27 protein-coding genes are annotated in these 25,803 nt (G+C 50.7%); 11 read left to right on the forward strand and 16 right to left on the reverse strand.

Annotation, left to right across the window (positions count from 1 at the left end; translation table 11 throughout):
- Positions 1-2 precede the first annotated feature (2 nt).
- The 5 genes from hycE to hycA form a co-directional block, all read right to left on the reverse strand.
- Entirely contained in the window at positions 3-1,712 is a 1,710-nt protein-coding gene (gene hycE / locus NA389_RS12410) for a formate hydrogenlyase subunit HycE (protein ID WP_001288156.1), read from the reverse strand.
- 17 nt (positions 1,713-1,729) lie between these two features.
- Positions 1,730-2,653: a respiratory chain complex I subunit 1 family protein gene (locus NA389_RS12415; RefSeq protein WP_000110563.1), complete on the reverse strand. Its 924-nt coding sequence runs from the start codon at positions 2,651-2,653 to the stop codon at positions 1,730-1,732.
- Between the two features lie 2 nt (positions 2,654-2,655).
- The gene (gene hycC / locus NA389_RS12420; RefSeq protein ID WP_000097027.1) at positions 2,656-4,482 is read right to left on the reverse strand and encodes a formate hydrogenlyase subunit 3; all 1,827 of its coding nucleotides are present in this window, start codon (positions 4,480-4,482) and stop codon (positions 2,656-2,658) included.
- Positions 4,482-5,090, reverse strand: coding sequence for a formate hydrogenlyase subunit HycB (gene hycB, locus NA389_RS12425; RefSeq protein WP_001079164.1), 609 nt, complete (start codon positions 5,088-5,090; stop codon positions 4,482-4,484). Before hycB ends, hycC begins: the two co-directional genes overlap by 1 nt.
- A 145-nt stretch (positions 5,091-5,235) precedes the next feature.
- Complete coding sequence (hycA, locus tag NA389_RS12430) at positions 5,236-5,697, reverse strand: formate hydrogenlyase regulator HycA (protein WP_000158074.1); 462 nt, start codon at positions 5,695-5,697, stop codon at positions 5,236-5,238.
- A gap of 209 nt (positions 5,698-5,906) precedes the next feature.
- On the opposite strand from hycA, the gene hypA reads away from it, so the two are divergent.
- From hypA to flhA, 6 genes are all read left to right on the forward strand, one after another.
- Positions 5,907-6,263 (forward strand): hydrogenase maturation nickel metallochaperone HypA, encoded by a 357-nt coding sequence (gene hypA, locus NA389_RS12435; RefSeq protein WP_000544461.1) that lies wholly within the window; start codon positions 5,907-5,909, stop codon positions 6,261-6,263.
- A gap of 68 nt (positions 6,264-6,331) precedes the next feature.
- On the forward strand, positions 6,332-7,204 hold the full coding sequence (gene hypB / locus NA389_RS12440; RefSeq protein ID WP_000337631.1) for a hydrogenase nickel incorporation protein HypB: 873 nt from the start codon (positions 6,332-6,334) through the stop codon (positions 7,202-7,204).
- A complete protein-coding gene (gene hypC, locus NA389_RS12445) occupies positions 7,195-7,467 on the forward strand; it encodes a hydrogenase 3 maturation protein HypC (RefSeq protein WP_000334871.1) in 273 nt (90 codons plus the stop codon). The genes hypB and hypC overlap by 10 nt, the downstream gene beginning before the upstream one ends.
- On the forward strand, positions 7,467-8,588 hold the full coding sequence (hypD, locus tag NA389_RS12450; protein ID WP_001212954.1) for a hydrogenase formation protein HypD: 1,122 nt from the start codon (positions 7,467-7,469) through the stop codon (positions 8,586-8,588). Before hypC ends, hypD begins: the two co-directional genes overlap by 1 nt.
- On the forward strand, positions 8,585-9,595 hold the full coding sequence (gene hypE, locus NA389_RS12455) for a hydrogenase expression/formation protein HypE (RefSeq protein WP_001059962.1): 1,011 nt from the start codon (positions 8,585-8,587) through the stop codon (positions 9,593-9,595). Before hypD ends, hypE begins: the two co-directional genes overlap by 4 nt.
- 218 nt (positions 9,596-9,813) lie before the next feature.
- Entirely contained in the window at positions 9,814-11,892 is a 2,079-nt protein-coding gene (flhA, locus tag NA389_RS12460; RefSeq protein ID WP_000122692.1) for a formate hydrogenlyase transcriptional activator FlhA, read from the forward strand.
- A gap of 61 nt (positions 11,893-11,953) precedes the next feature.
- Here the strand turns inward: flhA and NA389_RS12465 are convergent, their stop codons facing one another.
- The gene (locus tag NA389_RS12465) at positions 11,954-12,298 is read right to left on the reverse strand and encodes a nitrous oxide-stimulated promoter family protein (protein WP_001667031.1); all 345 of its coding nucleotides are present in this window, start codon (positions 12,296-12,298) and stop codon (positions 11,954-11,956) included.
- 181 nt (positions 12,299-12,479) lie between these two features.
- On the opposite strand from NA389_RS12465, the gene sitA reads away from it, so the two are divergent.
- From sitA to sitD, 4 genes are read left to right on the forward strand one after another with little or no spacing between them, the layout of a single operon-like run.
- The gene (sitA, locus tag NA389_RS12470) at positions 12,480-13,397 is read left to right on the forward strand and encodes an iron/manganese ABC transporter substrate-binding protein SitA (protein ID WP_000182930.1); all 918 of its coding nucleotides are present in this window, start codon (positions 12,480-12,482) and stop codon (positions 13,395-13,397) included.
- Positions 13,394-14,215 carry an iron/manganese ABC transporter ATP-binding protein SitB gene (sitB, locus tag NA389_RS12475; RefSeq protein ID WP_000083154.1) on the forward strand — a complete coding sequence of 274 codons (822 nt, stop codon included), beginning with the start codon at positions 13,394-13,396 and terminating at the stop codon, positions 14,213-14,215. The genes sitA and sitB overlap by 4 nt, the downstream gene beginning before the upstream one ends.
- Positions 14,212-15,072 (forward strand): iron/manganese ABC transporter permease subunit SitC, encoded by an 861-nt coding sequence (gene sitC / locus NA389_RS12480; protein ID WP_001104336.1) that lies wholly within the window; start codon positions 14,212-14,214, stop codon positions 15,070-15,072. Before sitB ends, sitC begins: the two co-directional genes overlap by 4 nt.
- Complete coding sequence (gene sitD, locus NA389_RS12485; RefSeq protein WP_000480209.1) at positions 15,063-15,911, forward strand: iron/manganese ABC transporter permease subunit SitD; 849 nt, start codon at positions 15,063-15,065, stop codon at positions 15,909-15,911. Before sitC ends, sitD begins: the two co-directional genes overlap by 10 nt.
- A gap of 98 nt (positions 15,912-16,009) precedes the next feature.
- Here the strand turns inward: sitD and avrA are convergent, their stop codons facing one another.
- The 10 genes from avrA to prgH all read right to left on the reverse strand — a co-directional run bounded on the left by avrA (position 16,010) and on the right by prgH (position 23,641).
- On the reverse strand, positions 16,010-16,918 hold the full coding sequence (gene avrA, locus NA389_RS12490; protein ID WP_077905962.1) for a type III secretion system YopJ family effector AvrA: 909 nt from the start codon (positions 16,916-16,918) through the stop codon (positions 16,010-16,012).
- Positions 16,919-17,078: 160 nt separating this feature from the next.
- Positions 17,079-17,834, reverse strand: coding sequence for a transcriptional regulator SprB (sprB, locus tag NA389_RS12495; protein ID WP_001246662.1), 756 nt, complete (start codon positions 17,832-17,834; stop codon positions 17,079-17,081).
- 383 nt (positions 17,835-18,217) lie between these two features.
- Positions 18,218-19,105 (reverse strand): invasion transcriptional regulator HilC, encoded by an 888-nt coding sequence (hilC, locus tag NA389_RS12500; RefSeq protein ID WP_000243998.1) that lies wholly within the window; start codon positions 19,103-19,105, stop codon positions 18,218-18,220.
- 344 nt (positions 19,106-19,449) lie between these two features.
- A complete protein-coding gene (locus NA389_RS12505) occupies positions 19,450-19,902 on the reverse strand; it encodes a type III secretion system effector protein OrgC (protein WP_000612177.1) in 453 nt (150 codons plus the stop codon).
- Positions 19,903-19,917: 15 nt separating this feature from the next.
- Positions 19,918-20,589 (reverse strand): type III secretion system linker protein OrgB, encoded by a 672-nt coding sequence (gene orgB, locus NA389_RS12510; RefSeq protein ID WP_000916656.1) that lies wholly within the window; start codon positions 20,587-20,589, stop codon positions 19,918-19,920.
- Positions 20,546-21,145 carry an oxygen-regulated invasion protein OrgA gene (gene orgA, locus NA389_RS12515; RefSeq protein ID WP_001591231.1) on the reverse strand — a complete coding sequence of 200 codons (600 nt, stop codon included), beginning with the start codon at positions 21,143-21,145 and terminating at the stop codon, positions 20,546-20,548. Before orgA ends, orgB begins: the two co-directional genes overlap by 44 nt.
- On the reverse strand, positions 21,117-21,875 hold the full coding sequence (gene prgK, locus NA389_RS12520) for a type III secretion system inner membrane ring lipoprotein PrgK (RefSeq protein ID WP_000621238.1): 759 nt from the start codon (positions 21,873-21,875) through the stop codon (positions 21,117-21,119). The genes orgA and prgK overlap by 29 nt, the downstream gene beginning before the upstream one ends.
- A complete protein-coding gene (gene prgJ, locus NA389_RS12525; protein WP_000020431.1) occupies positions 21,872-22,177 on the reverse strand; it encodes a type III secretion system inner rod protein PrgJ in 306 nt (101 codons plus the stop codon). Before prgJ ends, prgK begins: the two co-directional genes overlap by 4 nt.
- Positions 22,178-22,195: 18 nt before the next feature.
- The gene (prgI, locus tag NA389_RS12530; RefSeq protein ID WP_001143113.1) at positions 22,196-22,438 is read right to left on the reverse strand and encodes a type III secretion system needle filament protein PrgI; all 243 of its coding nucleotides are present in this window, start codon (positions 22,436-22,438) and stop codon (positions 22,196-22,198) included.
- A 24-nt stretch (positions 22,439-22,462) separates the two neighbouring features.
- Entirely contained in the window at positions 22,463-23,641 is a 1,179-nt protein-coding gene (prgH, locus tag NA389_RS12535) for a type III secretion system inner membrane ring protein PrgH (RefSeq protein ID WP_000450196.1), read from the reverse strand.
- 315 nt (positions 23,642-23,956) lie between these two features.
- Between prgH and hilD the strand changes: the two genes are divergently transcribed.
- Positions 23,957-24,886 carry a transcriptional regulator HilD gene (gene hilD, locus NA389_RS12540; RefSeq protein ID WP_000432701.1) on the forward strand — a complete coding sequence of 310 codons (930 nt, stop codon included), beginning with the start codon at positions 23,957-23,959 and terminating at the stop codon, positions 24,884-24,886.
- Positions 24,887-25,803: the final 917 nt, after the last annotated feature.

The raw sequence follows: 25,803 nt of genomic DNA on the forward strand, positions 1-25,803 counted from the left end.
CCTTATTTCAGCGGCGAGTTTTTACGCTCAATGCTGTAGCGCTCAAGTTCTTTGTACGGCACGACTTTGCTCTTCTTCTTACGCACATCGACCACGGTCATCCGGTCGGTACAGGAGTAGCACGGGTCGAGGCTGCCGATAATCAGCGGCGCGTCGGAGACGGTGTTGCCGCGCAGCATATAGCGCAGCGTCGGCCAGTTGGCGTAGGTCGCCGCACGGCAGCGCCAGCGGTACAGCTTCTGGTTGTCGCCGGTCATGCTCCAGTGGATATCGTCACCACGCGGCGCTTCAGCGAAGCCGAGCGCAAAACGGTGCGGAATATAGGTAAAGCCTTCCACCATCAGCGGGCCGCCCGGCAGATTATCCAGACCGAAATCGATCATATTCAGCGAGGTGTAGACTTCGTTGATACGGACTTTCAGACGAGAAATCACATCGCAGCCCTGCTCGCTATGTACTTCCATCGGCAGCAGACCGTAACCGACAAACGGGTGGTCGGCGCGGGTGTCGCGGGCGTGACCGCTGGCGCGCACCATCGGGCCGACATTACTGAAGTCACGGGCAATTTCCGGGTCCAGACGGCCGATACCCACGGTACGCTGTTCCATATTCGGCGTGCTCAGCAGCATGTCCACCAGCTCCTGCACGTCACGACGCATCTGCTGCGCCAGTTGACGGGTCTGGAGCATGTCTTCTTTCAGCAGATCGCGGCGAATCCCGCCGATCAGGTTCAGACCGTAAGTTTTGCGCGCCCCGGTCAGTATTTCCGCCATCTTCATGGAGGTTTCACGCACGCGGAAGAACTGCATAAAGCCGGAGTCAAAGCCGGTAAAGTGGCAGGCCAGGCCGAGGTTGAGCAGGTGCGAGTGCAGACGCTCCACTTCCAGCAGAATGGCGCGGATCATCTGCGCGCGTTCCGGCACCTGAATGCCCATCGCGTTTTCCACGGAAGTGGTGTAGGCGGTGCTGTGGGCGAAGCCGCAGATACCACACACGCGATCCGACAGGAACGTCACTTCGTTATAACCCATACGGGTTTCCGCCAGTTTTTCCATGCCGCGGTGGACATAGAACAGACGGTAGTCGGCGTCGATAATGTTTTCACCATCGACGAACAGACGGAAGTGGCCCGGTTCATCGGAAGTGACATGCAGCGGGCCAATCGGCACCACGTTATTTTTCTTGTCACCCAGCTCGTTAATGAACTCGTAGGTTTCCGCATCGGTGGTCGGCGCCGGGCGCTGACGATAATCCATGCTGTCTTTACGCAGCGGATAGAGTTCATCCGGCCAGTCGTCCGGCAGCACCAGACGGCGCTCGTCCGGCAGACCGACCGGGATTAAACCGTACATGTCGCGTACTTCGCGCTCACCCCACACGGCAGCCGGCACGCGCGGCGTAACGGATGGGAATTCCAGCTTATTGGCATCCACTTCAACGCGGACGGTGATCCAGCACTTGGTGCCCTGCTCCATCGACAGCACGTAATAAACGGCATAGTGGCCGCACAACTGGCGTTCGTCATTACCGAACAGCACCGACAACCACCCACCCTGCTGGTAGTAAAGAAACTCCACCACTTCCGGCAGATAGTTCACTTTTACCGTAATAGTCAGCTGATCTTTGGTCTGCCAGGCTTCGTCCAGCACGACGCCCGGAAAGGCCTGGTGCAGCGCCGCAAGGTATTGTTGACCTAATTTTTCTTCAGACATGCTCAAACTCTCTTAAATCACGCCGCCAGCAAGGAGACGAAGGCTAAAAACGCAAACCCAAAACCGGCCCAGGTCACGCGTGAAGTGGCGCAAAAACGCAGTCGCGCCATGCTGTTTTCAAACAGGGCGATCACCAGTACGCCGACAATCAGCTTGACGACGGCAATCACCAGCGCCAGCAACAGTCCGCCTGCGCTGAAGGTTTCCATCTGTCCCCACGGCAGAAACACGCCGACGAACATTTGCAACACCACCAGTTGTTTAAGGCTGATGCCCCATTTCAGCACCGCAAAGCCGCTACCGCTGTATTCGGTCAACGGCCCTTCCTGCAACTCCTGCTCCGCTTCCGCCAGGTCGAACGGCAGCTTGCCCATTTCGATAAAGGTGGCGAAGGCGCAGGCGCACAGCGCCAGAATCAGCGGAATACTGCGCGCGACAGGCCAGTGATAAATGGTATCGGCGATATTGCTGATATGAGTTGAACCCGCCACCTGCGCGGCGACCCACAGACCCAGCAGCAGAATCGGCTCCACCAGCACCCCGAGCATCGCTTCACGGCTGGCGCCGATCGCGGTGAACGGGCTGCCGGTATCCAGGCCTGCAATAGAGAAGAAGAAGCGCGCAATCGCGAACAGGTAAATCAGGGTGATTAAATCACCCAGTTGCGGCAACGGAGATCCAACGGTGACAACCGGCAGCGCGGTGGCGATAGTCAGCATCACGCCGACCATCACAAACGGCGTCAGGCGAAAAACCCAGCCGGAATCCGCAGGCGCAATACTCTGACGACCGAGCAGTTTGATAATGTCGCGGTACTCCTGCAACACACCCGGCCCTCGGCGATTGTGTAGACGGGCGCGCGCCACGCGAGTAATACCGGACAGCAATGGCGCAACGGCAAATAGCACCAGCGCCTGAATTAACGGATAAAACACACTCATTTTCAGGCTCCTCGTGAAACCACAATCACCACCAGCACCGCCAGCTCAATCAGCGCCAGACGACGGAACAGCACCGCGGCCGCCGCGTTCTGCCAGCCCGGCACCAGCGATACCGGGTTCAGCCATTTACGCAGTTTGAGTACCGGGGCAAAGGCCTCTTTCACCGGCATGGCAAAACCGTGCGCGGTAATCACCATCGACTGCTCATGGTCGTAGCCGCACACCCAGGCCGCGCCGCGAGAACGCGACGGCAGACGGTTGCCTTTGAACATCGCCATAATGATGAACGGCAGTAGCGGACAGGCGACCAACAGCAGCGTGATCATCGGCTGCGATACGGTGGTGTGCGCAGTTTCCAGCGGCAACGGTACCGCAGTGGAAATCATCGGCAGCAGCCACGGCGCGGCAACCCCGCCCAGTACGCAGCAAATCGCCAATGCCACCACGCTGACGCCCATCAGGATCGGCGCGCAGCTGGCGTTTTCAGCTTCCTTCGTGCGCGGCGCGCCAAGGAACGTCACGCCATACACTTTCGCCATACACATCACCGCCAGCGCGCCGGTAATCGCCAGGCCAACCGCCAGCAGCGGTCCTAACAGACGACCAACAAACGCGCCGCTGTTGCCCAGTTTGAAGAAGGACTGGTAAATCACCCACTCGCCGGCAAAGCCGTTCAGCGGCGGCAGCGCGGCCATCGCCATCAGACCGACCAGCATGGCGATAGAAATAACCGGCATCCGTTTACCAATACCGCCCAGTTTTTCGATATCGCGGTGACCGGTACGGAACCAGATGCTGCCCGCGCCCAGAAACAGCACGCTTTTAAACAGGCTATGGTTCAGCAGGTGATAGAGCCCGCCGGTCAGACCCAGCGCGATCAGTACCGGCTGATTGAGAGCAATCCCGGTAACGCCTGCGCCCAGACCGAGCAAAATGATGCCGATATTTTCCAGCGTGTGATAGGCCAGCAGGCGCTGAATGTTATGCTCCATCAGCGCGTACAGACCGCCGACAAAGGCAGTGATCATCCCAAGCACCAACAGCGCCACGCCCCACCACAGCGGCGCATTGCCGCCAAGCAGAGATAGCGTGAGAATGCCCAGCAGCCCGATTTTCATCACCACGGTCGAGAACAGCGCGGCGGCGGGAGCGCTGGCGTTGGCGTGCGCCTGCGGCACCCAACCGTGTAGCGGGATAATCCCGGCCAGCAGACCAAAACCGATAACGCCGAGCAGCCAGATATCGGAGCCCAGCGGCAGTTGCTGAGCGCGTTGATCCAGCAGCCCCAGATCCAGCGTGCCGTAGCGCTGCCACACCAGCCAGCAGGCGATTGCCAGCAGCAGCGTACCGAGACGGCCCAGCGCAAACCACAGTTTGCCCTCTTTGCTACCGCCGGTGAGGAACACGGCGCAGAGCGCCATGATTTCCGCCATCACCACCATCGTCCCCAGATTACTGGCGACCACGGCGCAGGCGGCTGCCGCCATTAGCAGGTTGATTAACAGCCCGTTGGCTTTTACCTGTGGATGGCGATGCCAGTCGATATTGAACAGGCTGACGAACAGACCGCACAGCCCCAGCGTAATCAGCCAGATAGCATTCAGCGGCGTAATTTGCAGCATGTGACCGGTAAACGGCATCACGCCGCTCACCGTAACGGCGCTGGTCAGCGCGGTGAACCCCGCGCCAGCCGTACACAGGCTGCCGACCGCGCCGCCGATACCGGCAATCCAGCCGCTCAGCGCTTTATGAAACGAAAACAGAAACGCCAGAACGGCGGCGGCGGCAAACCACGCGACGCCGCTAGTAATCAGTGAAAGTGAACTCATTATGCATCCCCACTCTGAGCCTGCTGAAACAAGGTGAGATCGCCAAAATCGGTATTAAACGTCAGCTCACGTTTACGTTTGCTGGCGCGGGCGATATCCGTGTTCTCCACCAGGTGTAGCGCTTTAGTCGGGCACATCCGCACACAGGCCGGGCCTTGCTCGTCAAAGCTGCACAGGTCGCATTTCACCGCGATAGCGCGTACGCCCGGTACCCAGTCGAGCAACGTACTGACGCGCGCAGGCGCTGGCGGCGCGGGCGGCGCTTTCGGCGTATTGGCGTTCGCCGGAATATGCAGCGGACGGCTGCCGGAAAACTCAATAGCGCCAAACGGACAGGCAATACCGCACAGTTTGCAGCTCACGCACAGGCTTTCATTAAGCTGGACAGCGCCGTCAACGCGATTAATCGCGTTAACCGGGCATACCGTGGCGCATGGCGCATCTTCACAGTGGTGACAAAGCTGCGGCGCAGATTCTTTTTCATTCAGCATCACTTTCAGGCGCGGCATTGACTGCAGGCCATGCTGGCGATGCGTCTCTGAACAGGCGGCCTCACAGGTGTGGCAGCCGATACAGAGAGTGGAGTCAGCAATTACAAAACGATTCACCAGGCATTCCTCAGGTGATTGTCATTTTTGACGAAAACATGCCGTTGAAATGTCATTTTCGACACTTATCGACACGCCCATCCCCAAAACATTCATGACGTGGCGCAACGCCACATCGCGAATCAAAGCGGGCAACGCCTCAGGCTTATACCGCCGGGCTGTGACCCTTTACCAATTGACGCAAATTAACCGGCGAGTTGGTTTCTACAGCGGTATAGAGGCTGTCGTAAACGCTGGCGATTTTTTCCAGATAGTGCTCCAGCACCTGCTCGCGATCGCGGTTGTTAACCCGTTCATCAACCTTGCCATCGATATCGAGCTGCGCCTGTGCAATCAATTGCTTATCTTCGCCATCTTTGGTTTCAACGTAGTACTCAATGGTGTGGCTGTTAAAACCATCCGCCAACGCGACGTAAATACGAAAGTGCTCAAACAGGACAAAGCAAAGATCCCTTTCCGGCGCGCAGCTCATTGCGTGATGCAGGCGCGCTTTCGAGAGGGTGATCCCCTGAACCAGCGAGTTGCAGTAAATATGCCACTGGTCCTGTAGGCGACGATGCCGTTGCGCGATGTAATCGGCCTTTTCGCTTATTTCCCAAATAGTCATGTCAGGTTACCCGTTTAACAGAGATGCCTGCGTTAAGCATTTTCCATGCCAATTTTTAACTTATTGTTTTTAATGGCAGAAGCACACAGTAACTGCCGTTTCGACGCGGTGACGACATGTCATTTCGTCATCGTCGACATTAAACTGCCAGGGGATAAAAATATTGGCATAAATATTGCTTTACAGGGGCAACCACTACGGGAGGCGATATGCACGAAATCACCCTCTGCCAACGGGCACTGGAATTGATTGAACAACAGGCTTCAGCATACGGTGCAAAACGTGTGACAGCCGTCTGGATCAAAATTGGCGCATTTTCTTGCGTGGAAACCAGCGCTCTTTCCTTTTGTTTTGATCTGGTATGCCGCGGCACGATAGCAGAAGGTTGTAAACTGCACCTCGAAGAACAGGAAGCCGAATGCTGGTGTGAGCATTGTCAACAATATGTCACGTTGTTAACCCACCGTGTACGTCGTTGTCCGCAATGTCATAGCGATACGCTGCGAATTGTGGCCGATGACGGCTTACAAATTCGGCGCATAGAGATTGATGAAACTGAAGATTAATGCCGGATAGACGCTCGCGTCGCCATCCGGCAGAAAGCCTGTAACAAGAAAAAGATCAGGAGTAAGCGATGTGTACGACTTGCGGTTGCGCTGAAGGCAACCTTTATATAGAAGGCGATGAACATAATCCGCACTCAGCGTTTCGTAGCGCGCCCTTTGCCCCAGCGGCTCGCCCGGCGCTGAATATTACCGGCATTAAAAAGCCTGACTTTGCCCCAAGTCAGACCGCAGAAGGCGATCTGCATTACGGCCACGGCGAAGCCGGAACCCACGCGCCTGGTATGAGTCAGCGGCGGATGCTGGAGGTTGAAATCGACGTGCTGGACAAAAATAATCGTCTGGCTGAGCGCAACCGCGCCCGTTTCGCCGCCCGCCAGCAACTGGTGCTCAACCTGGTGTCCAGCCCCGGGTCCGGTAAAACCACCCTGCTGACCGAAACGCTGATGAAATTGAAAGACCGTGTACCGTGCGCGGTGATTGAAGGCGACCAGCAGACAGTGAACGACGCCGCCCGCATCCGTGCTACCGGCACGCCCGCCATTCAGGTCAACACCGGTAAAGGCTGCCATCTTGACGCGCAAATGATCGCCGACGCCGCGCCGCGCCTGCCGCTGGATGACCATGGTATTCTGTTTATCGAAAACGTCGGTAACCTTGTCTGCCCGGCCAGCTTCGATCTGGGCGAAAAGCATAAAGTCGCAGTGCTTTCCGTGACCGAAGGTGAAGATAAGCCGCTGAAATATCCCCATATGTTTGCCGCTGCGTCGCTCATGCTGCTCAATAAAGTCGATCTGCTGCCCTACCTCAATTTTGACGTTGAGAAGTGCATCGCCAGCGCGCGTGAAGTGAACCCGGAGATTGAAATTATCCTGATTTCCGCCACCAGCGGCGAAGGCATGGATCAGTGGCTGGCCTGGCTGGAGGCGCAGCGATGTGCATAGGCGTGCCGGGTCAAATCCGCGCCATTGACGGCAATCAGGCAAAAGTTGACGTCTGCGGCATTCAGCGCGACGTCGATCTCACATTAGTCGGCAGTTGTGATGAAAACGGTCAGCCGCGTCTGGGTCAGTGGGTGCTGGTTCATGTCGGATTCGCCATGAGCGTCATTAACGAAGCGGAAGCGCGCGACACACTCGACGCGCTACAAAATATGTTTGATGTTGAGCCGGACGTCGGCGCACTGCTGTATGGTGAGGAGAGATAATGCGTTTTGTTGACGAGTACCGTGCGCCGGAACAGGTAATGCAGCTCATTGAACACCTGCGTGAACGCGCCGCCCTTCTTCCTTACACTGCCGAACGTCCGTTGCGCATTATGGAAGTCTGCGGGGGTCATACCCACGCAATTTTTAAATTTGGTCTCGATCAGTTACTGCCCGAAAACGTGGAGTTTATTCACGGCCCCGGTTGTCCGGTCTGCGTGCTGCCGATGGGACGCATCGACAGTTGCGTGGAAATCGCCAGCCATCCGGAGGTGATTTTCTGCACCTTTGGCGATGCCATGCGCGTGCCGGGGAAACAGGGTTCTCTGTTGCAGGCTAAAGCGCGCGGCGCAGATGTCCGTATTGTTTACTCTCCGATGGACGCGCTGAAGCTGGCGCAGGATAACCCGACCCGCAAAGTGGTATTTTTCGGGCTGGGCTTTGAAACCACCATGCCGACCACCGCCATCATGCTGCAGCAGGCAAAACAGCGTGACGTGCGAAACTTCTACTTTTTCTGCCAGCACATTACGCTGATCCCGACGCTGCGTAGCCTACTGGAGCAGCCGGACAACGGCATTGACGCCTTTCTTGCGCCAGGCCACGTCAGCATGGTCATCGGCACCGAGGCGTACCAGTTTATCGCCGCCGATTTTAATCGCCCGCTGGTGGTGGCTGGATTCGAACCGCTTGATCTACTGCAAGGCGTGGTCATGCTGGTTGAGCAGAAAATAGCGGCCCTAAGCCAGGTTGAAAACCAATACCGTCGCGTGGTGCCGGATGCCGGAAACATGCTGGCGCAGCAGGCCATCGCCGATGTGTTCTGCGTTAATGGCGATAGCGAGTGGCGCGGTCTGGGCGTGATTGAATCCTCCGGCGTCCACCTGACGCCAGAGTATCAGCGCTTTGACGCCGAAGCGCATTTCCGCCCAGCGCCGCAGCAGGTCTATGACGATCCGCGCGCCCGCTGCGGCGAAGTGCTGACCGGCAGATGCAAGCCGCATCAGTGCCCGCTATTTGGTAAAACATGTAATCCAGAGACCGCGTTTGGCGCGCTGATGGTCTCTTCCGAAGGCGCATGCGCCGCCTGGTATCAGTATCGTCAGCAGGAGTGTGAAGTTTGAACAATATACAACTCGCCCACGGTAGCGGCGGCCAGGCTATGCAACAGTTGATTAATAGCCTGTTTATGGAGGCCTTTGCCAACCCGTGGCTGGCGGAACAAGAAGATCAGGCGCGTCTGGAGCTGGCGCAACTGACGGCGGAGGGCGACCGTCTGGCGTTTTCTACCGATAGCTATGTGATCGATCCGCTCTTTTTCCCCGGCGGCAATATCGGCAAACTGGCGATTTGTGGTACGGCGAACGACGTAGCGGTGAGCGGCGCGATCCCCCGCTATCTCTCCTGCGGCTTTATCCTTGAAGAAGGGCTGCCGATGGAGACGTTAAAAAGCGTGGTCAATAGCATGGCGGCGACCGCGCGGGAAGCGGGTATCGCCATTGTAACCGGCGACACCAAAGTTGTGCAGCGCGGCGCGGCGGATAAATTATTTATCAACACTGCCGGCATGGGGGCGATTCCCGCCGATATTCGCTGGGGCGCGCAAACGCTGAGCGTTGGCGATGTGCTGTTAGTCAGTGGTACGCTTGGCGATCACGGCGCCACTATCCTCAACCTGCGTGAGCAACTGGGACTGGACGGCGAGCTGGCGAGCGACTGCGCAGTATTAACGCCGCTTATTCAGACGCTGCGTCATATTGACGGAGTTAAGGCATTGCGTGACGCCACGCGCGGCGGCGTGAATGCGGTCGCCCATGAGTTTGCGGCGTCCTGCGGTTACGGTATTGAATTGTCCGAATCCGCACTGCCGCTCAAACCTGCCGTGCGCGGCGTCTGCGAGCTGTTGGGGCTGGATGCCCTGAACTTTGCCAACGAAGGAAAACTGGTGATTGCCGTTGAACGGCAGGCCGCAGATCGGGCGTTGGCGGCATTACGCGCGCATCCGCTGGGACGTGATGCGGCGCTGATTGGCGAAGTCGTGGAACGCAAAGGCGTTCGCTTAGCCGGACTCTATGGCGTGAAGCGAACCCTTGATTTGCCACACGCCGAACCATTACCTCGTATATGCTAGCAGCCTGTTGGCAGCATACTGTAGGCCGGATAAGACGCATTTGCGTCGACATCCGGCATTAACGCTGCATGAACGCCTGATGGCGCTTTGCTTATCAGGCCTACGGAGTGTGTGACCAGCGAGTTTGCGGTCAGCCATCCGGCAATAACTTACGACTTATACCTATAATTCATTTACCGTTTTCGCACCGTTTTGCGGTATTTTCCTGGAAAAGCAACATGTCGTATACACCCATGAGCGATCTTGGACAGCAAGGCTTGTTCGATATCACTCGTACCTTATTGCAGCAGCCCGATTTGGCGTCGCTCAGTGAAGCGCTTTCGCAACTGGTAAAGCGTTCAGCGCTCGCCGACAGCGCCGGCATTGTGCTATGGCAGGCGCAGTCGCAACGCGCACAATATTATGCGACGCGAGAAAATGGCCGTCCTGTTGAATATGAAGATGAAACCGTACTGGCGCACGGCCCGGTACGTCGCATCCTTTCTCGCCCCGATGCATTGCACTGTAATTTCCATGAGTTTACCGAAACCTGGCCGCAGCTTGCCGCGAGCGGCCTCTACCCTGAATTTGGTCATTACTGTCTGCTTCCTTTAGCCGCGGAGGGCCGTATTTTCGGCGGCTGCGAATTCATCCGTCAGGAAGATCGCCCCTGGAGTGAAAAGGAATATGACCGTCTGCATACGTTTACCCAAATTGTCGGCGTGGTCGCCGAGCAAATTCAAAACCGGGTAAACAATAATGTCGATTATGATCTGTTGTGCCGCGAACGCGATAACTTCCGTATTCTGGTTGCGATTACCAACGCCGTCCTGTCGCGTCTGGATATTGATGAACTGGTAAGCGAAGTCGCAAAAGAGATTCACCACTATTTCAATATCGACGCGATCAGCATCGTGTTGCGCAGCCATCGCAAAAATAAGCTGAATATCTACTCCACCCACTACCTTGATGAGCATCATCCGGCGCACGAACAGAGCGAAGTCGACGAAGCCGGCACGCTCACGGAGCGCGTCTTTAAAAGTAAAGAGATGCTGCTTATCAACCTCAACGAACGCGATCCGCTTGCCCCCTACGAACGCATGCTGTTCGATACCTGGGGCAATCAGATCCAGACGCTTTGCCTGCTGCCGTTGATGTCCGGCAAGACGATGCTTGGCGTGCTCAAACTGGCCCAGTGCGAAGAAAAAGTGTTTACCACCGCCAACCTCAAGCTGCTGCGTCAGATTGCCGAACGAGTAGCCATTGCCGTGGATAATGCGCTGGCCTATCAGGAAATCCACCGACTGAAGGAACGCCTGGTCGACGAAAACCTGGCGCTCACGGAGCAGCTTAATAACGTCGACAGCGAGTTTGGCGAGATCATCGGGCGCAGCGAAGCGATGTACAACGTGCTAAAGCAGGTTGAGATGGTGGCGCAGAGCGACAGTACCGTGCTGATTCTGGGCGAAACGGGAACCGGTAAAGAGTTGATTGCCCGCGCCATTCACAACCTGAGCGGACGTAGCGGGCGCAGGATGGTAAAGATGAACTGCGCCGCGATGCCGGCGGGGCTGCTGGAAAGCGATTTGTTTGGTCATGAGCGCGGCGCGTTTACCGGCGCCAGCGCGCAGCGGATTGGCCGTTTCGAGCTGGCGGATAAAAGCTCGCTGTTTCTGGATGAAGTGGGCGACATGCCGCTGGAGCTACAGCCTAAGCTGCTGCGCGTCCTTCAGGAGCAAGAGTTTGAACGTCTCGGCAGCAATAAACTGATCCAGACCGACGTGCGGCTGATCGCCGCGACTAACCGCGATCTGAAAAAAATGGTCGCCGATCGCGAATTCCGTAACGATCTCTACTATCGGCTGAATGTATTTCCGATCCAGCTTCCTCCGTTACGCGAACGTCCGGAAGATATACCACTACTGGTCAAAGCGTTCACCTTCAAAATCGCCCGCCGAATGGGGCGTAATATCGACAGCATTCCCGCCGAAACACTGCGCACGCTCAGCAGCATGGAATGGCCGGGGAACGTTCGCGAGCTGGAGAATGTCGTCGAGCGCGCCGTGCTGCTGACGCGCGGCAATGTGCTACAACTGTCGCTGCCGGATATTACCGCCGTAACGCCCGATACCTCACCTGTTGCGACTGAAAGCGCCAAAGAAGGCGAAGATGAATACCAGCTTATTATACGCGTGCTGAAAGAGACCAATGGCGTAGTGGCTGGACCAAAAGGCGCGGCGCAGCGTCTGGGGCTTAAACGAACCACTCTGCTGTCGCGTATGAAGCGATTGGGTATTGATAAAGACGCGTTAGCGTAACGGGTTGCCGGATCTGATCCGGCCTGGAGATGATGCGCGCCGTAGGCCTGGCGCTTCCCCTTCACTTCTTGCGCTGATATTTTTCCGGCAATTCCGGAACGGGGCGCTTATCGTCGATAAGGTGCCGCAAGGTCAGGACAGGATGCCGCCAAAGCATTCGCGGACCTGCCCAACGCATAATCTGCTTCATCTCCTCGCGTTTAGCCGGCTGATAGCAGTGCACCGGGCACTGCTTACAGGCGGGTTTTTCCTCGCCAAATACGCATTTATCAAGACGTTTTTGCGCGTAGGCGAACAGCGCGTCGTAATGCCCCTGCACCGCTGACGCCTGTGGGCACTGGCTTTCATACAGCGCGATCATTTTTTTGATCGTCAGTTTTTCACGAGCGATACGTTTACCAGGCATCGTGCTCTCTCCGAACATTAAGATGCATTTATTTTACACCTTATCCCTCTTTAGCACTATCACTGCATATCGTCGCCATTACGCAAATAAGAATTATTTTCATTTATTCATACCTTGTGCTATATAACATAGCAAAGGCTATATTCGATGATTAATTAACCACATTGTTGCGAGGGATACTATGACGAATCTACATCGTCTGAAAACACTCCTGATTGCCGGTATTGTTGCGATACTCGCGCTATCGCCAGCCTATGCAAAAGAGAAATTTAAAGTCATCACCACGTTTACCGTTATTGCCGACATGGCGAAAAACGTGGCGGGCGACGCAGCGGAAGTCAGCTCAATTACCAAGCCCGGCGCTGAAATCCATGAGTATCAGCCAACGCCCGGCGATATTAAACGAGCGCAGGGGGCACAGCTTATCCTCGCGAATGGTCTGAACCTGGAGCGATGGTTCGCCCGCTTTTATCAACACCTTTCCGGCGTACCGGAAGTCGTCGTCTCCACCGGCGTCAAACCGATGGGCATTACCGAAGGCCCGTATAACGGTAAACCGAACCCGCACGCCTGGATGTCGGCAGAAAACGCGCTGATTTATGTCGATAACATTCGCGATGCCCTGGTGAAGTACGATCCGGATAATGCGCAGATCTATAAGCAAAATGCCGAACGCTATAAAGCGAAAATTCGCCAGATGGCCGATCCGTTGCGTGCCGAGCTGGAAAAAATTCCCGCCGATCAGCGCTGGCTGGTCACCAGTGAAGGCGCCTTCTCTTACCTGGCGCGCGATAACGACATGAAAGAGCTTTATCTCTGGCCAATTAACGCCGATCAACAGGGTACGCCAAAACAGGTGCGTAAAGTGATTGATACCATTAAAAAGCACCATATTCCCGCCATCTTTAGCGAGAGTACGGTTTCCGATAAACCGGCCCGCCAGGTCGCGCGTGAATCCGGCGCGCATTATGGCGGCGTGCTGTATGTCGATTCTCTGAGCGCCGCTGACGGCCCTGTGCCAACCTATCTGGATCTGCTGCGCGTCACGACCGAAACCATCGTCAACGGCATTAACGACGGACTGAGGAGTCAACAATGAGTCAATCTGCGATTACCGTTGATCAAGTCACGGTGACGTATCGCAACGGTCATACCGCCCTACGGGACGCCACTTTTCAGGTGCCTGGCGGTTCAATCGCCGCGCTGGTAGGCGTAAATGGTTCCGGTAAGTCTACGTTATTTAAAGCTTTAATGGGCTTTGTGCATCTTGCGCAGGGCGATATCACTATTCTGCAACAGTCAGTCAACAAGGCGCTGAAAAAAAACCTCATTGCTTATGTTCCGCAATCGGAAGAAGTGGACTGGTCATTTCCGGTGCTGGTAGAAGATGTGGTGATGATGGGACGCTACGGCCATATGGGCTGGCTACGCCGTCCCACTGCGCATGATCACGCCTGTGTTGACGCCGCGCTGGCGCGGGTGGATATGCAGGAATATCGTCACAGGCAGATTGGCGAGCTGTCCGGCGGGCAGAAAAAACGTGTGTTTCTTGCCAGGGCCATCGCTCAGGATGGACAGGTGATCCTGCTGGATGAACCTTTTACCGGCGTGGATGTAAAAACCGAAGCGCGAATCATCGATCTACTGCGGGAACTGCGCGATGAAGGCCGCACGATGCTGGTCTCAACGCATAATCTCGGCTCCGTCACCGAGTTTTGCGACTATACGGTAATGATTAAAGGAACCGTACTGGCCAGCGGCCCTACCGAAACCACGTTTACCGCCGCGAATCTGGAACAGGCGTTTAGCGGCGTTCTACGTCATATCGCGCTAAGCGGAGGCGAAGAGCACATCATCACCGATGACGAGCGCCCCTTTATTTCCCGGCGCGTGGTCAGCGGAGGAAAATCGTCATGAACTGGCTTGTTGAGCCGTTTGGCTACCAGTATATGCTCAACGCGATGTGGGTCTCCGCGATGGTGGGCGGTCTGTGCGCGTTTCTCTCCTGCTATTTGATGCTCAAAGGCTGGTCGCTCATTGGCGATGCGCTATCTCACTCTATTGTGCCTGGCGTCGCTGGCGCCTGGATGTTAGGGCTGCCCTTCTCGCTCGGCGCGTTTCTTTCCGGCGGACTGGCGGCAGGCAGTATGCTCTTTCTTAACCAACGCTCACGCCTGAAAGAAGACGCGATTATCGGGCTTATCTTCTCCTCTTTTTTTGGCGTCGGCCTTTTTATGGTGTCGCTCAATCCGATGTCGGTGAATATCCAGACGATTATTCTCGGCAACGTGCTGGCTATCGCGCCAGCGGATATTGCGCAACTGGCGATTATCGGCGCAGTCTCGCTGACGATTCTGCTGTTAAAGTGGAAAGATCTGATGGTCGTCTTTTTCGATGAAACTCATGCGCGTTCTATCGGGCTTAATCCGGGTCGACTAAAGCTGTTGTTTTTCACTCTATTGTCCGTCTCCACTGTGGCGGCCCTGCAAACCGTTGGGGCGTTCCTGGTGATCTGTCTCGTCGTCACGCCGGGCGCGACGGCCTGGTTACTCACCGACCGTTTTCCACGTCTGCTCATGATTGCCGTCGTGATTGGCAGCCTGACCAGTTTTCTGGGCGCATGGCTTAGCTACTGGCTGGATGGCGCCACGGGTGGAATTATTGTCGTCATGCAAACCTTACTGTTCATCACAGCCTTTATTTTCGCCCCGAAACACGGTCTGTTAGCCAACCGTCGACGCGCCCGCCTGCAGAAGGAGCCGACATGTTCTTAACAACGTTACTGGAACCCTTTCAGTTTGATTTTATGGTGAACGCCCTTATGGTTTCGGTCATTGTGGCGATTCCCTGCGCCTTGCTGTCCGTGTTTTTAGTGTTAAAAGGCTGGGCGTTAATGGGCGACGCAATGAGTCATGCGGTATTCCCCGGGGTCGTGCTGGCATATATTGTGGGGATCCCCCTGGCGATTGGCGCTTTCATTGCCGGATTATTTTGCGCTATCGCGACCGGCTATCTGGACGATAACAGCCGCATCAAACGTGATACGGTGATGGGCATCGTCTTTTCCGGGATGTTTGGCGCAGGTCTGGTGCTCTATGTTTCTATTCAATCGGAAGTGCATCTGGATCACATCCTGTTTGGGGATATGCTGGGCGTATCGCTGGGGGATATCGTACAAACGTCGGTTATTGCACTGGGTATTGCGTTAATCATAGGGCTGAAATGGAAAGATCTCCTGCTACACGCTTTTGACCCGCACCAGGCGAAAGCCAGCGGGCTGAATACGACGCTACTGCATTATGGCCTGCTATGTATGATTGCGCTGACTATCGTCGCCACGCTGAAATCGGTGGGCATTATTCTGTCGATTTCATTGCTTATCGCCCCCGGCGCAATTGCCATTTTGCTGACGCGACGCTTTGCGCGCGCGCTGGGATTAGCGGTGAGTCTGTCAGTTATTACCGCTTTTGCGGGCGTCTATCTGTCTTTTTATCTTGATAGCGCGCCAGCGCCGACCATCGTGGTATTATTTGCCATCGTGTTTATTGCGGTATTTATTTACGCAACATGGCGCGACAGGCGTAATGAAATCGTACCAGAGGCGCAAGGTTAACACTTTTTTGCCTGCTATTCAGGAAACATACGGTCATAATATAGAGTAGTCTTATGGCGCTGGAAGGATTTCCTCTGGCAGGCAACCTTATAATTTCATTACGGTTTAAGTAAAGACTTATATTCAACTATCCTTTTTTTATGAGCGGATATAGAGAGTTTTTTATCGTTTAGCATAACGGCATTGTTATCGAATCGCTCATAAAGCGTTTCATTCTTTTTGTTTACTATACTGCTTCCCGCCGCCGGATTGGCCTCCACATATTCATTTAATCGTTGTACGCCTTGAGTATGTTTGTAAAAACTCACCGGCAGATAGCGGTCTGCTTTATCGGACGGGAGAAAAGGTTCTTCACCACACAGACGTTCACAAATATTATCTTCATGAATTTTTACTAAGTTCATAAATTCAAGCTGAAGTTTTTTGGCGAGCGCCAGGCTAAAAATACCGCATTCAGAAGAGCTTCGTTGAATGTCCAGCTCGACCATAGCAAAATAACAATCAGGCAGTTGTTCACGTTCAAGAGCTGCTTTGGTCCTCAACGCCAGTAAAGCAGGTCCAAAAGCGCTACACGCTGCAGGTTCGAACAAAATCACCGATGTCTTTCCGTCCATAACTCTAAAATCGACGACTGAAATATGGATACCTGAACTTCCCATATTTACGAGAAATCGGGCAGATTCAACGCCTTCCATTCTGGTCTCCTTTATAGAGGAAACAAGCTCATGGACTGACATAACAAATTTAAGATTTAACTCTGGATACTTCTTATTGGCCTGTGCAACAAGAAAAGGCATCATTTCGAGATCGGTTTCCTCGTAACTGATATGAATCCAGCTGCCATCTATAATTTCACTTTCCAGACGCTCAACAATACAGGTCAATGCTTCGGTGTTTAGCTCCCCGCTGACGTCAGGCTGAGGCGATAAACTCGCCCCCATATTACGAGTCGTAGGACTTAGCATACTTTTCCCTCCACATGATAGCTCCTGCACCGAAAATATCATCTTTAACTTTTCAGATTCAATATATTGCCTGCAAAAATATGCCTCAATGATTGAACCAGGTTACCAACCACCTCCGGATGATTATATATAAGAATTACTACTCAAAAAATCTTTTTTATAATAAAAGCTCAACACATGGTCATAAATGATAAAAAATATTTTAATTCATTCCTACCGCAATCGGTAACGCGCAATTATCGTCAGGTACAGCAGGGTTATGTGCAAAAGCAGTGCGCTGTAAATGCGCGTCTAGTTTCAGTCCCCGGAACAGCGATAGCGGTGAAGAGTCCATCCCCAAACGATACATAACCTTCTTACGATAAATACTAACGGTTTTTGTTCCCAGACCAAATTTTTTCGCCAGTTCAATTGCTGGATGTCCGGAGGATAATAATATCAGCAGCGCATATTTCGCCTGAGTGACGCCGGGAGGTAGATTCCACCAGGCGTATTGATTGATATTAAACAATACCTCTTCCGGCGTCTCGCCGGCATTAAAAGCATACGTAGCAGCCACGGTTTTCTTTTGTGGCCTGTGGCAGAAACGCAGCCAGGCTTCCGGAAGACGGAGCTTCTCTCGATCCGAGCGGATAGCGCAGGATAGTTCGTCTTTTAAAACATAATCCATAACGCCAAAATATTGCAGCACACAGCGATCGATATAATACAAGCGATCTGCCACTACCAAAACTTTACGGTTCTGCAACCGCGCCTGCAACGCATGAAAAAGATAAACATGCTCATGCGGGTTCAAAGCTAAAATCAGCCCGGCGTCCGGCATATCGGATAGAGAATGCAAAAGTGCGGTTAATGAGTTACACGTTTTAACGCACTTTTCCGGATATTTTTGCTTAAAAATAGACTGAAGGGCATAACAATTAGTCCAGTTAATACCGTATATAATTACATTTCTCATTTATTTATCCTTTTTTGAAAACTGACCACAGCTTCGGTAATGATTTTTCTTCCTGGGCGACTACTGCGCAAGTAGATAACGCCTTCTTACTACAAAGGTAATAAGACCAGATACGTTATTACATGCGCAATGTCGTTACCGAAATGAATTCCTTTTACAAATCTGATAATGATTAAATTTGCTGTTTTACTTTACTGTAATCTCTTAGAGTACAACGATTGCCCGGCGCCTGGTGGCCATGTATGTCTGACAATGAACGCTTTCGATTCCCTTTCATTAACTACATATCACTGGTGTAGCGATACTGAAATATACACTACGATTAAAAAATATTTGGTATCTGTAACGCAAACAGATAGTAACGTTTAAAATAATTTCACAAATCAATGGTTCATTGTACGCATAAAGCTAAGCGGTGTAATCTTAAAATGCCGTTTAAAAATAGCGATAAAATAAGAAGGCGTATCATAGCCACACATCGTCGCGACTTGTGAAATATTTCCAGCCCCCATACGTAATAATTTTATAGCCTGATTCATACGAGCATCCAGGTATATTTTGCTAAAACTCACCTCTTCAGCGGCCAGTTTTCGCTTCAGACTTGATACGCTCATAAACAGCTTTCCTGCCACCTCAGCCTGTGACCATTTGCGGGTGAGATCGCTGATAATAATGTTATAAACTTTCTCTTTTGTCGTAATTTTTATTGCTCGCTCAAGGAAATCAAACCCACCGGGCTTACGTACAAATGCTGATATAAGATACATCAATGAGAAATATGAATAATCATGATCATCAATACTCACATTACTACAAACCCGTGGACATGCCACACCATGCAAAATAGAGTCAAAAGTATCACTCATCCCTGGCAACAAGTCCGCATGAAAAAAATACTTTGGTTTCGTTTTTAATGATAGCTCTCGATCATTATAGTTTCTTGTACTGTAAAAAACTTTGTAGAATTTTTGCATTAAGTCATAGGAAACTTCCAGTGAAGAAAAATCAATATGCCCTTCTATTTCGCTCATACTAAGCGTGATTGTTTGATCTTTTTCCAATAAAAATAAACACGGCGCAGATTGTTCGATGAACTCCCCAAATTCGTTTTCAATTCGCAAACTGCCTTTATTAAGTTTAAACAATAAGCAGTTTGCGACATAATAGTCTCTTACGTCAGCTAATCCATTTATTAATGGAAATTTGTTCGGCTGTTGAAGGTGATTATTGCTAATGGCCTCAACTGATTTATTCATTGAAGGCAATACCATATTTTATCCTGTGTGCTATAAGGAACTCAAAATCGTTATATTCTTATAAACAAATAATTAAAACTCACAGAGATGATTTAAATCCGATTTTTTTATTATTATAGCCAATAATTACATTCCAACGCGCGTTCATTTCGTCACAAAAAGATACTCTTACAAACTTTATGCACAATTTTGTAATGGAAGCTTACAATATTAATATAATCATTTCAGAATAAAACGCCTGGCAGATACCTTAATAATCCATATACATCAATAAGATAGATACACTGGCATGGTGCATTTTCTGCATTATTTGCTGATATATACACCATACCTTATCACAAATCGCCAGCAATGGGGGTTCACCAGTCAATTGCCTCTTTGTTTTCCCCGCCCGATAAAATAATCTCCTGCATCCAGGAGGTCATTTGTGACTGTGCATTCATTGTACCAACTAATACCCCGTTTAAAGCCTCATATAAATGGGTGCCCGGTTCAACTTTTGCTAACATGTTTTGTAGCATAGCCGTTTGCTGCTCAAAAGAAACAAAAGCCGAATCACCACTTTTAGGATCTTTGAAGGCATTCATCTCTTGATAAATGCTATCTTTAAGCGTTTCAGAAGAGGCTGACTCAGGAAGCGCCAAAAGTCGTTGGTAGAATGCATCATAAAGATCAACGTCGCCGCCATTGCTTAAAGGCGCGCTATCCACATTATTCAGCATAGCGGCCCTGGCACTCAACGAAACCACACCTGTCGCTTCAGTATCCGCTGTCGGGACCAAATAAGAAGTCGGAATCGTACCCGGTATCACCTTATAACCTCCATTTTACAATCCTTGCGTTTTTGTCTTCCATTCATCAATAAGTGCGTTAATGGCGTTATCAGAAATTGTCCGGCAGTCTTGTGGAAGTTCATCAAGATGATGCTTAATGACGCCTACTGCCGTTTCAACAAATTGTTCAGGTGAAAATTCTGCGATCTGATCGCCGCAACTCATGATAAAGCGCTGTTCCTGATGATATTTAAGATTAAAAGTGCCTGGCCAGTTCTCCATAAGCAACACCATCAGTTTTTGGTGATCTTTTTTCGCATTAACTGGTAGTGTTAAAAAAAGTTGCCCCTCAGGCTTATCGAAATCCCTCAGCCACTCATCCAGGACGGTTAAAAGCGTTTCGGGATGGTCGACCGCAGCTGAAAATAACTCGCGGGCATAAATCTGTATTTTTTCCATCCACTTCCAGGCCATTGTCTGATTATCAGTAAGATAAGCGGCGACCTGCTGTAACGCGTCTATCATTCCCTGCTCGTAACCTTCCTGATAGGCGTACATCCGCAAGGTCTTTGCCTCTTCTTCCGCCTCTCGCAAAATACGCTTAGCCCGTTGATGCGCCTGCTGTTCTAATCTTTCAATAGAGAAATAACGTTCCAGCGTTTTACGCTTTATCAGTATCCCCTCAACAGGCGAAAGCGGGGACGGAATTGGGATATTTTTGAGCATATTGTAAGGCCAGTAGCAAAATTGACATTTCTACAGCATCCTGCTTCGATGCCTCCTCAATAAATGGAGGAAAAAGCAAAGGAAAACGCTGTGCTAAAGATTCAGGTAAAAATTCATTCAGGGCATTTAACTGTGCATACCCGACGCTAAGTAAAAACCGGTGATTCGGCGCCTTATTGCAGACAGATAAACTTGTTCCCTGATGCATTGCCAAAAATGCTTGCGCCCAATCCGGCAGGCCAAGCAAGGCTCCCTGCCTTGCCAGATCGGCTCTCAGTTTATGGCAACCGAGTAAATACGCTACTTGCGGCAGTCGGCGCCACTGACGCAGCCACAGCTGCGTCAGTGAGTTTTGAATACACTCCTTTTCTCCGTTCTTAAGCCGCCATGCCGCCAGTATTAACTCATTTGCCGCCGCCCTGGCGGCGGGTCTGACAATCATTTCCGGCGCTATCTGCAACCGCTGAGGATGGATATACGATAACGGATCAAAAATGATTCTTTGCCAGATAATGGGTAATGGCTGCCTATTCATTTGACGATTTCGCCTTATCATCAGCCGTTATGCCTTTCTTATTGCGGGCATAATGGTTTTTGTAATACCAGACGCCAAAGCCTGCTGACATCACGGATAACAAAATAATCAACACAATCCAACTGGTTGCAAAAGAATTACGTTTTACTGGTGTGCCGGGAGCCTGTAATTGGGCATCAGAACGTTCTGACAACACAACAGAAATGTTGTCATAATCCACATCGGCAAAACTATTCTTTAAGAAACGCTTGATATCGCTGATCTGATGCGCAAGCGGCGAACCTCGTTCATATACGGCTAATGCCGACAGATGAACAGGTTTTGGCGGGCGACCATTTTCACCAGCATCAATATCATAACTAATATGGACCCTGGCGGAGAGCACGCCCTCCATCGTCTGTAATGACTGTTCCAGTCGCTGTTCAATAGCCGAATATAACCTGGCCTTTTCAGCTCGCGGAGACGATACCAGCGAATCCGCCGGGAACATCTGCGCTATTTCCACCCGTGGCCGGGGAGGAAGCTGATAAGTTTTAATCCAGTACACCGCAGCGGTAAAATCAGGCTCAGCAACAGTAATGCTATAGCCCAATTTTCCGCTATCAATTTTATTCGCCTCTATATTGTGCATTTGCAGAACGGCAATGACCTCATTAGCCTGTTCCTGGTCCAGTCCTTTTAAAAGATCCTTATCCTTACAGCCGGCAAGGGTCATTACCAGCAGAAAGGTATATAGATATCGACGAATCATGAGCGTAATAGCGTTTCAACAGCCCCGACTCCTTTACGAGTAAGGGTACTTACCATAGAAACATACAGGTTATAATCTGAAATCATCTCTTGCGAAATAGCCAGCTCTTTAGGATCCGTCACCAGATTAGGGTCCTCAATCCTGTTGGTAATCGTCTGTTTATCCACAGCCGTGGCAATCGCCGAACCAGAAAAAGCCTGGAGTAGCCGGTCATCCAGCGAGACAATGTCCGTCTCCATAGACCTGATATTGACCGCCTGCCCTATAACGGCATTCTCAGGGACAATAGTTGCAATCGACATAATCCACCTTATAACTGATTAACGGAAGTTCTGAATAATGGCAGCATCAATATCCTTAAAGACTTTTACCGTGTTCGATTGCGCGTTACGGTACAAGTTATATTCCGAGAGCTTACTCTGATACGCCGCCAGTAGCGCCGGATCGGAGGGTTTTGCTGCTAATTTATCCAGCGCCTCTGTTACCTGCGTTTGTAGATTATCAACGCCCGTATCAAATTTTGCTGAAACTTCATCCAGATAGCCTGACCAAGGTGTTGGCATAATGACTTCCTTATTTGCGTTAAATTAAAGTGGGCTTGGGAAATACCAATGGCCTGGGCTCATTTTGATATAACCTTCCGCCCCGTACTGAAATGAGCGCCCCTTGAGCCAGTCATCTTTTAATTCGATCGCAAACTGCACATAGCGTCCTCCCCATGTGCGGTAATAGCTATCGACAAATTGACGAGCTCTGAGTATTTCTACATCATCGAGCGCCCCCTGAATAACAAACGTTACGCCCCCCTTATGATTCCTGCGGGAATAAGGTAACGCCTGCTGTTTTAGCCCCGCTTCCGCCTGGCCTGCGGCGGTAACATCGTCCATCAACGTGATGTTAACCGAATCCGCGTAAGGCATTAGCGCTCTCAGCTTTTGACTTAACACCTCGAGCTCTTTCTTGCTCATCGTGTTTCGCTGGCGGCTTAGCCAGAAAACGGGTTTACGCGGCTCATCGAAATGAAGCCGATAATAAGCCAGCTGCGGATAATAGGTATCCAGCCAGGTAGAGATACGCTTATTTTCTTCGTTTTCGTTAATCACTCGCGCATTTTTATCATAATCGCCCCTCGCTAAAACCTGACGAGCCCACAGCGTATCTCTTTCATTTTGCGCAGCGACATAGAGCATTTTGTCCCGTCCTGGCAACACCTGAAAGCGCTCCTTCTCCTGCCCCAATAACGAATCGAGCTCTGCGGCCTGCCGCTGCGGCGAGTTAAGTATCCATAACGTCCCCACCGTCCCAATTCCCAATATAAAAAACCCGGCCAGTGCTGCTACAATTCCGTTTTTAAAACGCGGCTCGTTCTTTTTTGCAGACGTTTCTAACTTCTCAGGCTGCTCGGGCACCCACGGCTCGCTTTCCGGGCGAATCAGGATAAGCAATTCACCGACCTGTATTGGCGTATTTAATTGCACCGAACGAGATTCAGAATTTCCTTCTTTCAGCTCATGGAGTATAATTTCGGTCGCATCCGTATCCACCTGGATTTCAAAATTTACTCCGCCATGGTCCAGCGGGATAAAAAAGCTATCGGCAGGTATATCAGGGAGTTGGCCTGAAGCAGTGAGCGCATCACTCTGACCTACCACAAAGAGTGTTCGGCCTGTCAGCAATGGAAACTCACAGCCGTTCAGTGAGCTGTTAAGTAATCGAACTATGTATGGCCCTGGGCTTGTTATCGTCTTCTCTTTTGATGTTTCCATATATACTGTTAGCGATGTCTGTCGTTCTCGATAGCAGCAGATTACCGCACAGGACACAGGGATTCCTGATGAAAATAGAATGAAAAGTGAGAAATAAAATCAATTTATTCTGTATAATGCGTCTCAACACATATTAAAAGAACCATCATCCCCATTGGGGCTTAAACTACTGTAGATAAATTACCCAAATTTGGGTTCTTTTGGTGTAACAATCAGACCATTGCCAACACACGCTAATAAAGAGCATTTACAACTCAGATTTTTTCAGTAGGATACCAGTAAGGAACATTAAAATAACATCAACAAAGGGATAATATGGAAAATGTAACCTTTGTAAGTAATAGTCATCAGCGTCCTGCCGCAGATAACTTACAGAAATTAAAATCACTTTTGACAAATACCCGGCAGCAAATTAAAAGTCAGACTCAGCAGGTTACCATCAAAAATCTTTATGTAAGCAGTTTCACTTTAGTTTGCTTTCGGAGCGGTAAACTGACGATTAGCAATAATCACGATACGATTTACTGTGACGAACCTGGGATGTTGGTGCTCAAAAAAGAGCAGGTAGTTAGCGTGACGCTTGAAGAAGTCAATGGCCATATGGATTTCGATATACTCGAGATACCGACGCAACGACTTGGCGCTCTCTATGCACTTATCCCAAACGAGCAGCAAACCAAAATGGCGGTACCCACAGAGAAAGCGCAGAAAATCTTCTATACGCCTGACTTTCCTGCCAGAAGAGAGGTATTTGAACATCTGAAAACGGCGTTCTCCTGTACGAAGGATACAAGCAAAGGTTGCAGTAACTGTAACAACAAAAGTTGTATTGAAAATGAAGAGTTAATTCCTTATTTTCTGCTGTTCCTGCTTACTGCTTTTCTCCGACTCCCGGAGAGTTATGAGATCATCCTTAGCTCGGCTCAGATAACGTTAAAGGAGCGCGTTTACAACATTATATCTTCGTCACCCAGTAGACAGTGGAAGCTTACGGATGTTGCCGATCATATATTTATGAGTACGTCAACGCTCAAACGGAAACTTGCAGAAGAAGGTACCAGCTTTAGCGACATCTACTTATCGGCAAGAATGAATCAGGCAGCAAAACTTTTACGCATAGGCAACCATAATGTTAATGCTGTAGCATTAAAATGTGGTTATGACAGCACGTCCTATTTCATTCAATGTTTCAAAAAATATTTTAAAACTACGCCATCGACATTCATAAAAATGGCGAACCATTAACATTTTTTGTATCTGTCACTCAAGTAAAGATTTTTATTAAAATTATAATAATTTAAAATTCAGACTGCGCATTAACACGCTATATCAGGATGGGAGGCTATTCAATATCATTGTTCTGTCAGGAAGACAGCTTATACTGATATCTCTGGTAATTTAAAGTAAGGCTGATTATATAACACGATTTTTGTGAACTTGTCATCGCTATGATGACTGGTAAATCGATATTGCCTTATTCACAGCGTAACAATCCATCCAGATGACACTATCTCCTTCCGGCTTTAACCCTGTGGATTAAGGCCGGCATTTTATTCATATTTATACATCATCCGTTCCCTCTGGGAACTATTTGCCTGAACGGTCTACACCGAAACAGTCACGCTTGTTAGCTTCTGCCTGGCATACCTCTTCTCTTCCTCCTGATATCGATATAATGCCTGGGGGCCAGCCTGAGGATGATACTGCTCATAACCCCCCTGCCTTTTTGACGCTATAGCTGAAGGGAGTAAAGAAAAGACGATATCATTATTTTGCAAAAAAATATAAAAATAAGCGCACCATTAAAAACAGTCTTTCATTTATATTTTGGCACCTAAGACAAATTACACTCTTAAACTTTCAACGAATGGTCATTTAGTGGAAATCTTCGAGAAAAATGGTTCTGATGGTGTAATTATCAGACCATTAACCATGAAGATATAATAAGCAGCATTTACACCCAAAAAAAATGCAGTAAGATAGCTACAAAACTAATCTCTATTGCAATGAGGCCAAGTTAAATATGTAAATATTTAGATGCCCGGCGCTGACTCTCTGCACCAGGATATACGACAGCGTCCATTCGATAATCACGGTTAGTTATAACAATATTATTACCAACATGTCAGTTATTTAAAGCACAGGCATAAGCTAAATAATCA

The organism is Salmonella sp. NW645, from assembly GCF_051703725.1.
Taxonomy (GTDB): Bacteria; Pseudomonadota; Gammaproteobacteria; order Enterobacterales; family Enterobacteriaceae; genus Salmonella; species Salmonella enterica.

Bases quoted from the DNA above. Each gene is read 5' to 3' on its own strand.
- hycE (WP_001288156.1), bottom strand. From the start codon at position 1,712: ATGTCTGAAGAAAAATTAGGTCAACAATACCTTGCGGCGCTGCACCAG.
- hycC (WP_000097027.1), bottom strand. From the start codon at position 4,482: ATGAGTTCACTTTCACTGATTACTAGCGGCGTCGCGTGGTTTGCCGCC.
- avrA (WP_077905962.1), bottom strand. From the start codon at position 16,918: ATGATATTTTCGGTGCAGGAGCTATCATGTGGAGGGAAAAGTATGCTA.
- sitD (WP_000480209.1), top strand. From the start codon at position 15,063: ATGTTCTTAACAACGTTACTGGAACCCTTTCAGTTTGATTTTATGGTG.
- prgH (WP_000450196.1), bottom strand. From the start codon at position 23,641: ATGGAAACATCAAAAGAGAAGACGATAACAAGCCCAGGGCCATACATA.
- hypB (WP_000337631.1), top strand. From the start codon at position 6,332: ATGTGTACGACTTGCGGTTGCGCTGAAGGCAACCTTTATATAGAAGGC.
- hypC (WP_000334871.1), top strand. From the start codon at position 7,195: ATGTGCATAGGCGTGCCGGGTCAAATCCGCGCCATTGACGGCAATCAG.
- hilD (WP_000432701.1), top strand. From the start codon at position 23,957: ATGGAAAATGTAACCTTTGTAAGTAATAGTCATCAGCGTCCTGCCGCA.
- sprB (WP_001246662.1), bottom strand. From the start codon at position 17,834: ATGAGAAATGTAATTATATACGGTATTAACTGGACTAATTGTTATGCC.
- hypD (WP_001212954.1), top strand. From the start codon at position 7,467: ATGCGTTTTGTTGACGAGTACCGTGCGCCGGAACAGGTAATGCAGCTC.
- hycA (WP_000158074.1), bottom strand. From the start codon at position 5,697: ATGACTATTTGGGAAATAAGCGAAAAGGCCGATTACATCGCGCAACGG.
- orgB (WP_000916656.1), bottom strand. From the start codon at position 20,589: ATGCTCAAAAATATCCCAATTCCGTCCCCGCTTTCGCCTGTTGAGGGG.
- hypA (WP_000544461.1), top strand. From the start codon at position 5,907: ATGCACGAAATCACCCTCTGCCAACGGGCACTGGAATTGATTGAACAA.
- hilC (WP_000243998.1), bottom strand. From the start codon at position 19,105: ATGGTATTGCCTTCAATGAATAAATCAGTTGAGGCCATTAGCAATAAT.
- flhA (WP_000122692.1), top strand. From the start codon at position 9,814: ATGTCGTATACACCCATGAGCGATCTTGGACAGCAAGGCTTGTTCGAT.
- prgJ (WP_000020431.1), bottom strand. From the start codon at position 22,177: ATGTCGATTGCAACTATTGTCCCTGAGAATGCCGTTATAGGGCAGGCG.
- NA389_RS12465 (WP_001667031.1), bottom strand. From the start codon at position 12,298: ATGCCTGGTAAACGTATCGCTCGTGAAAAACTGACGATCAAAAAAATG.
- prgI (WP_001143113.1), bottom strand. From the start codon at position 22,438: ATGCCAACACCTTGGTCAGGCTATCTGGATGAAGTTTCAGCAAAATTT.
- orgA (WP_001591231.1), bottom strand. From the start codon at position 21,145: ATGATAAGGCGAAATCGTCAAATGAATAGGCAGCCATTACCCATTATC.
- sitB (WP_000083154.1), top strand. From the start codon at position 13,394: ATGAGTCAATCTGCGATTACCGTTGATCAAGTCACGGTGACGTATCGC.
- sitA (WP_000182930.1), top strand. From the start codon at position 12,480: ATGACGAATCTACATCGTCTGAAAACACTCCTGATTGCCGGTATTGTT.
- prgK (WP_000621238.1), bottom strand. From the start codon at position 21,875: ATGATTCGTCGATATCTATATACCTTTCTGCTGGTAATGACCCTTGCC.
- sitC (WP_001104336.1), top strand. From the start codon at position 14,212: ATGAACTGGCTTGTTGAGCCGTTTGGCTACCAGTATATGCTCAACGCG.
- NA389_RS12415 (WP_000110563.1), bottom strand. From the start codon at position 2,653: ATGAGTGTGTTTTATCCGTTAATTCAGGCGCTGGTGCTATTTGCCGTT.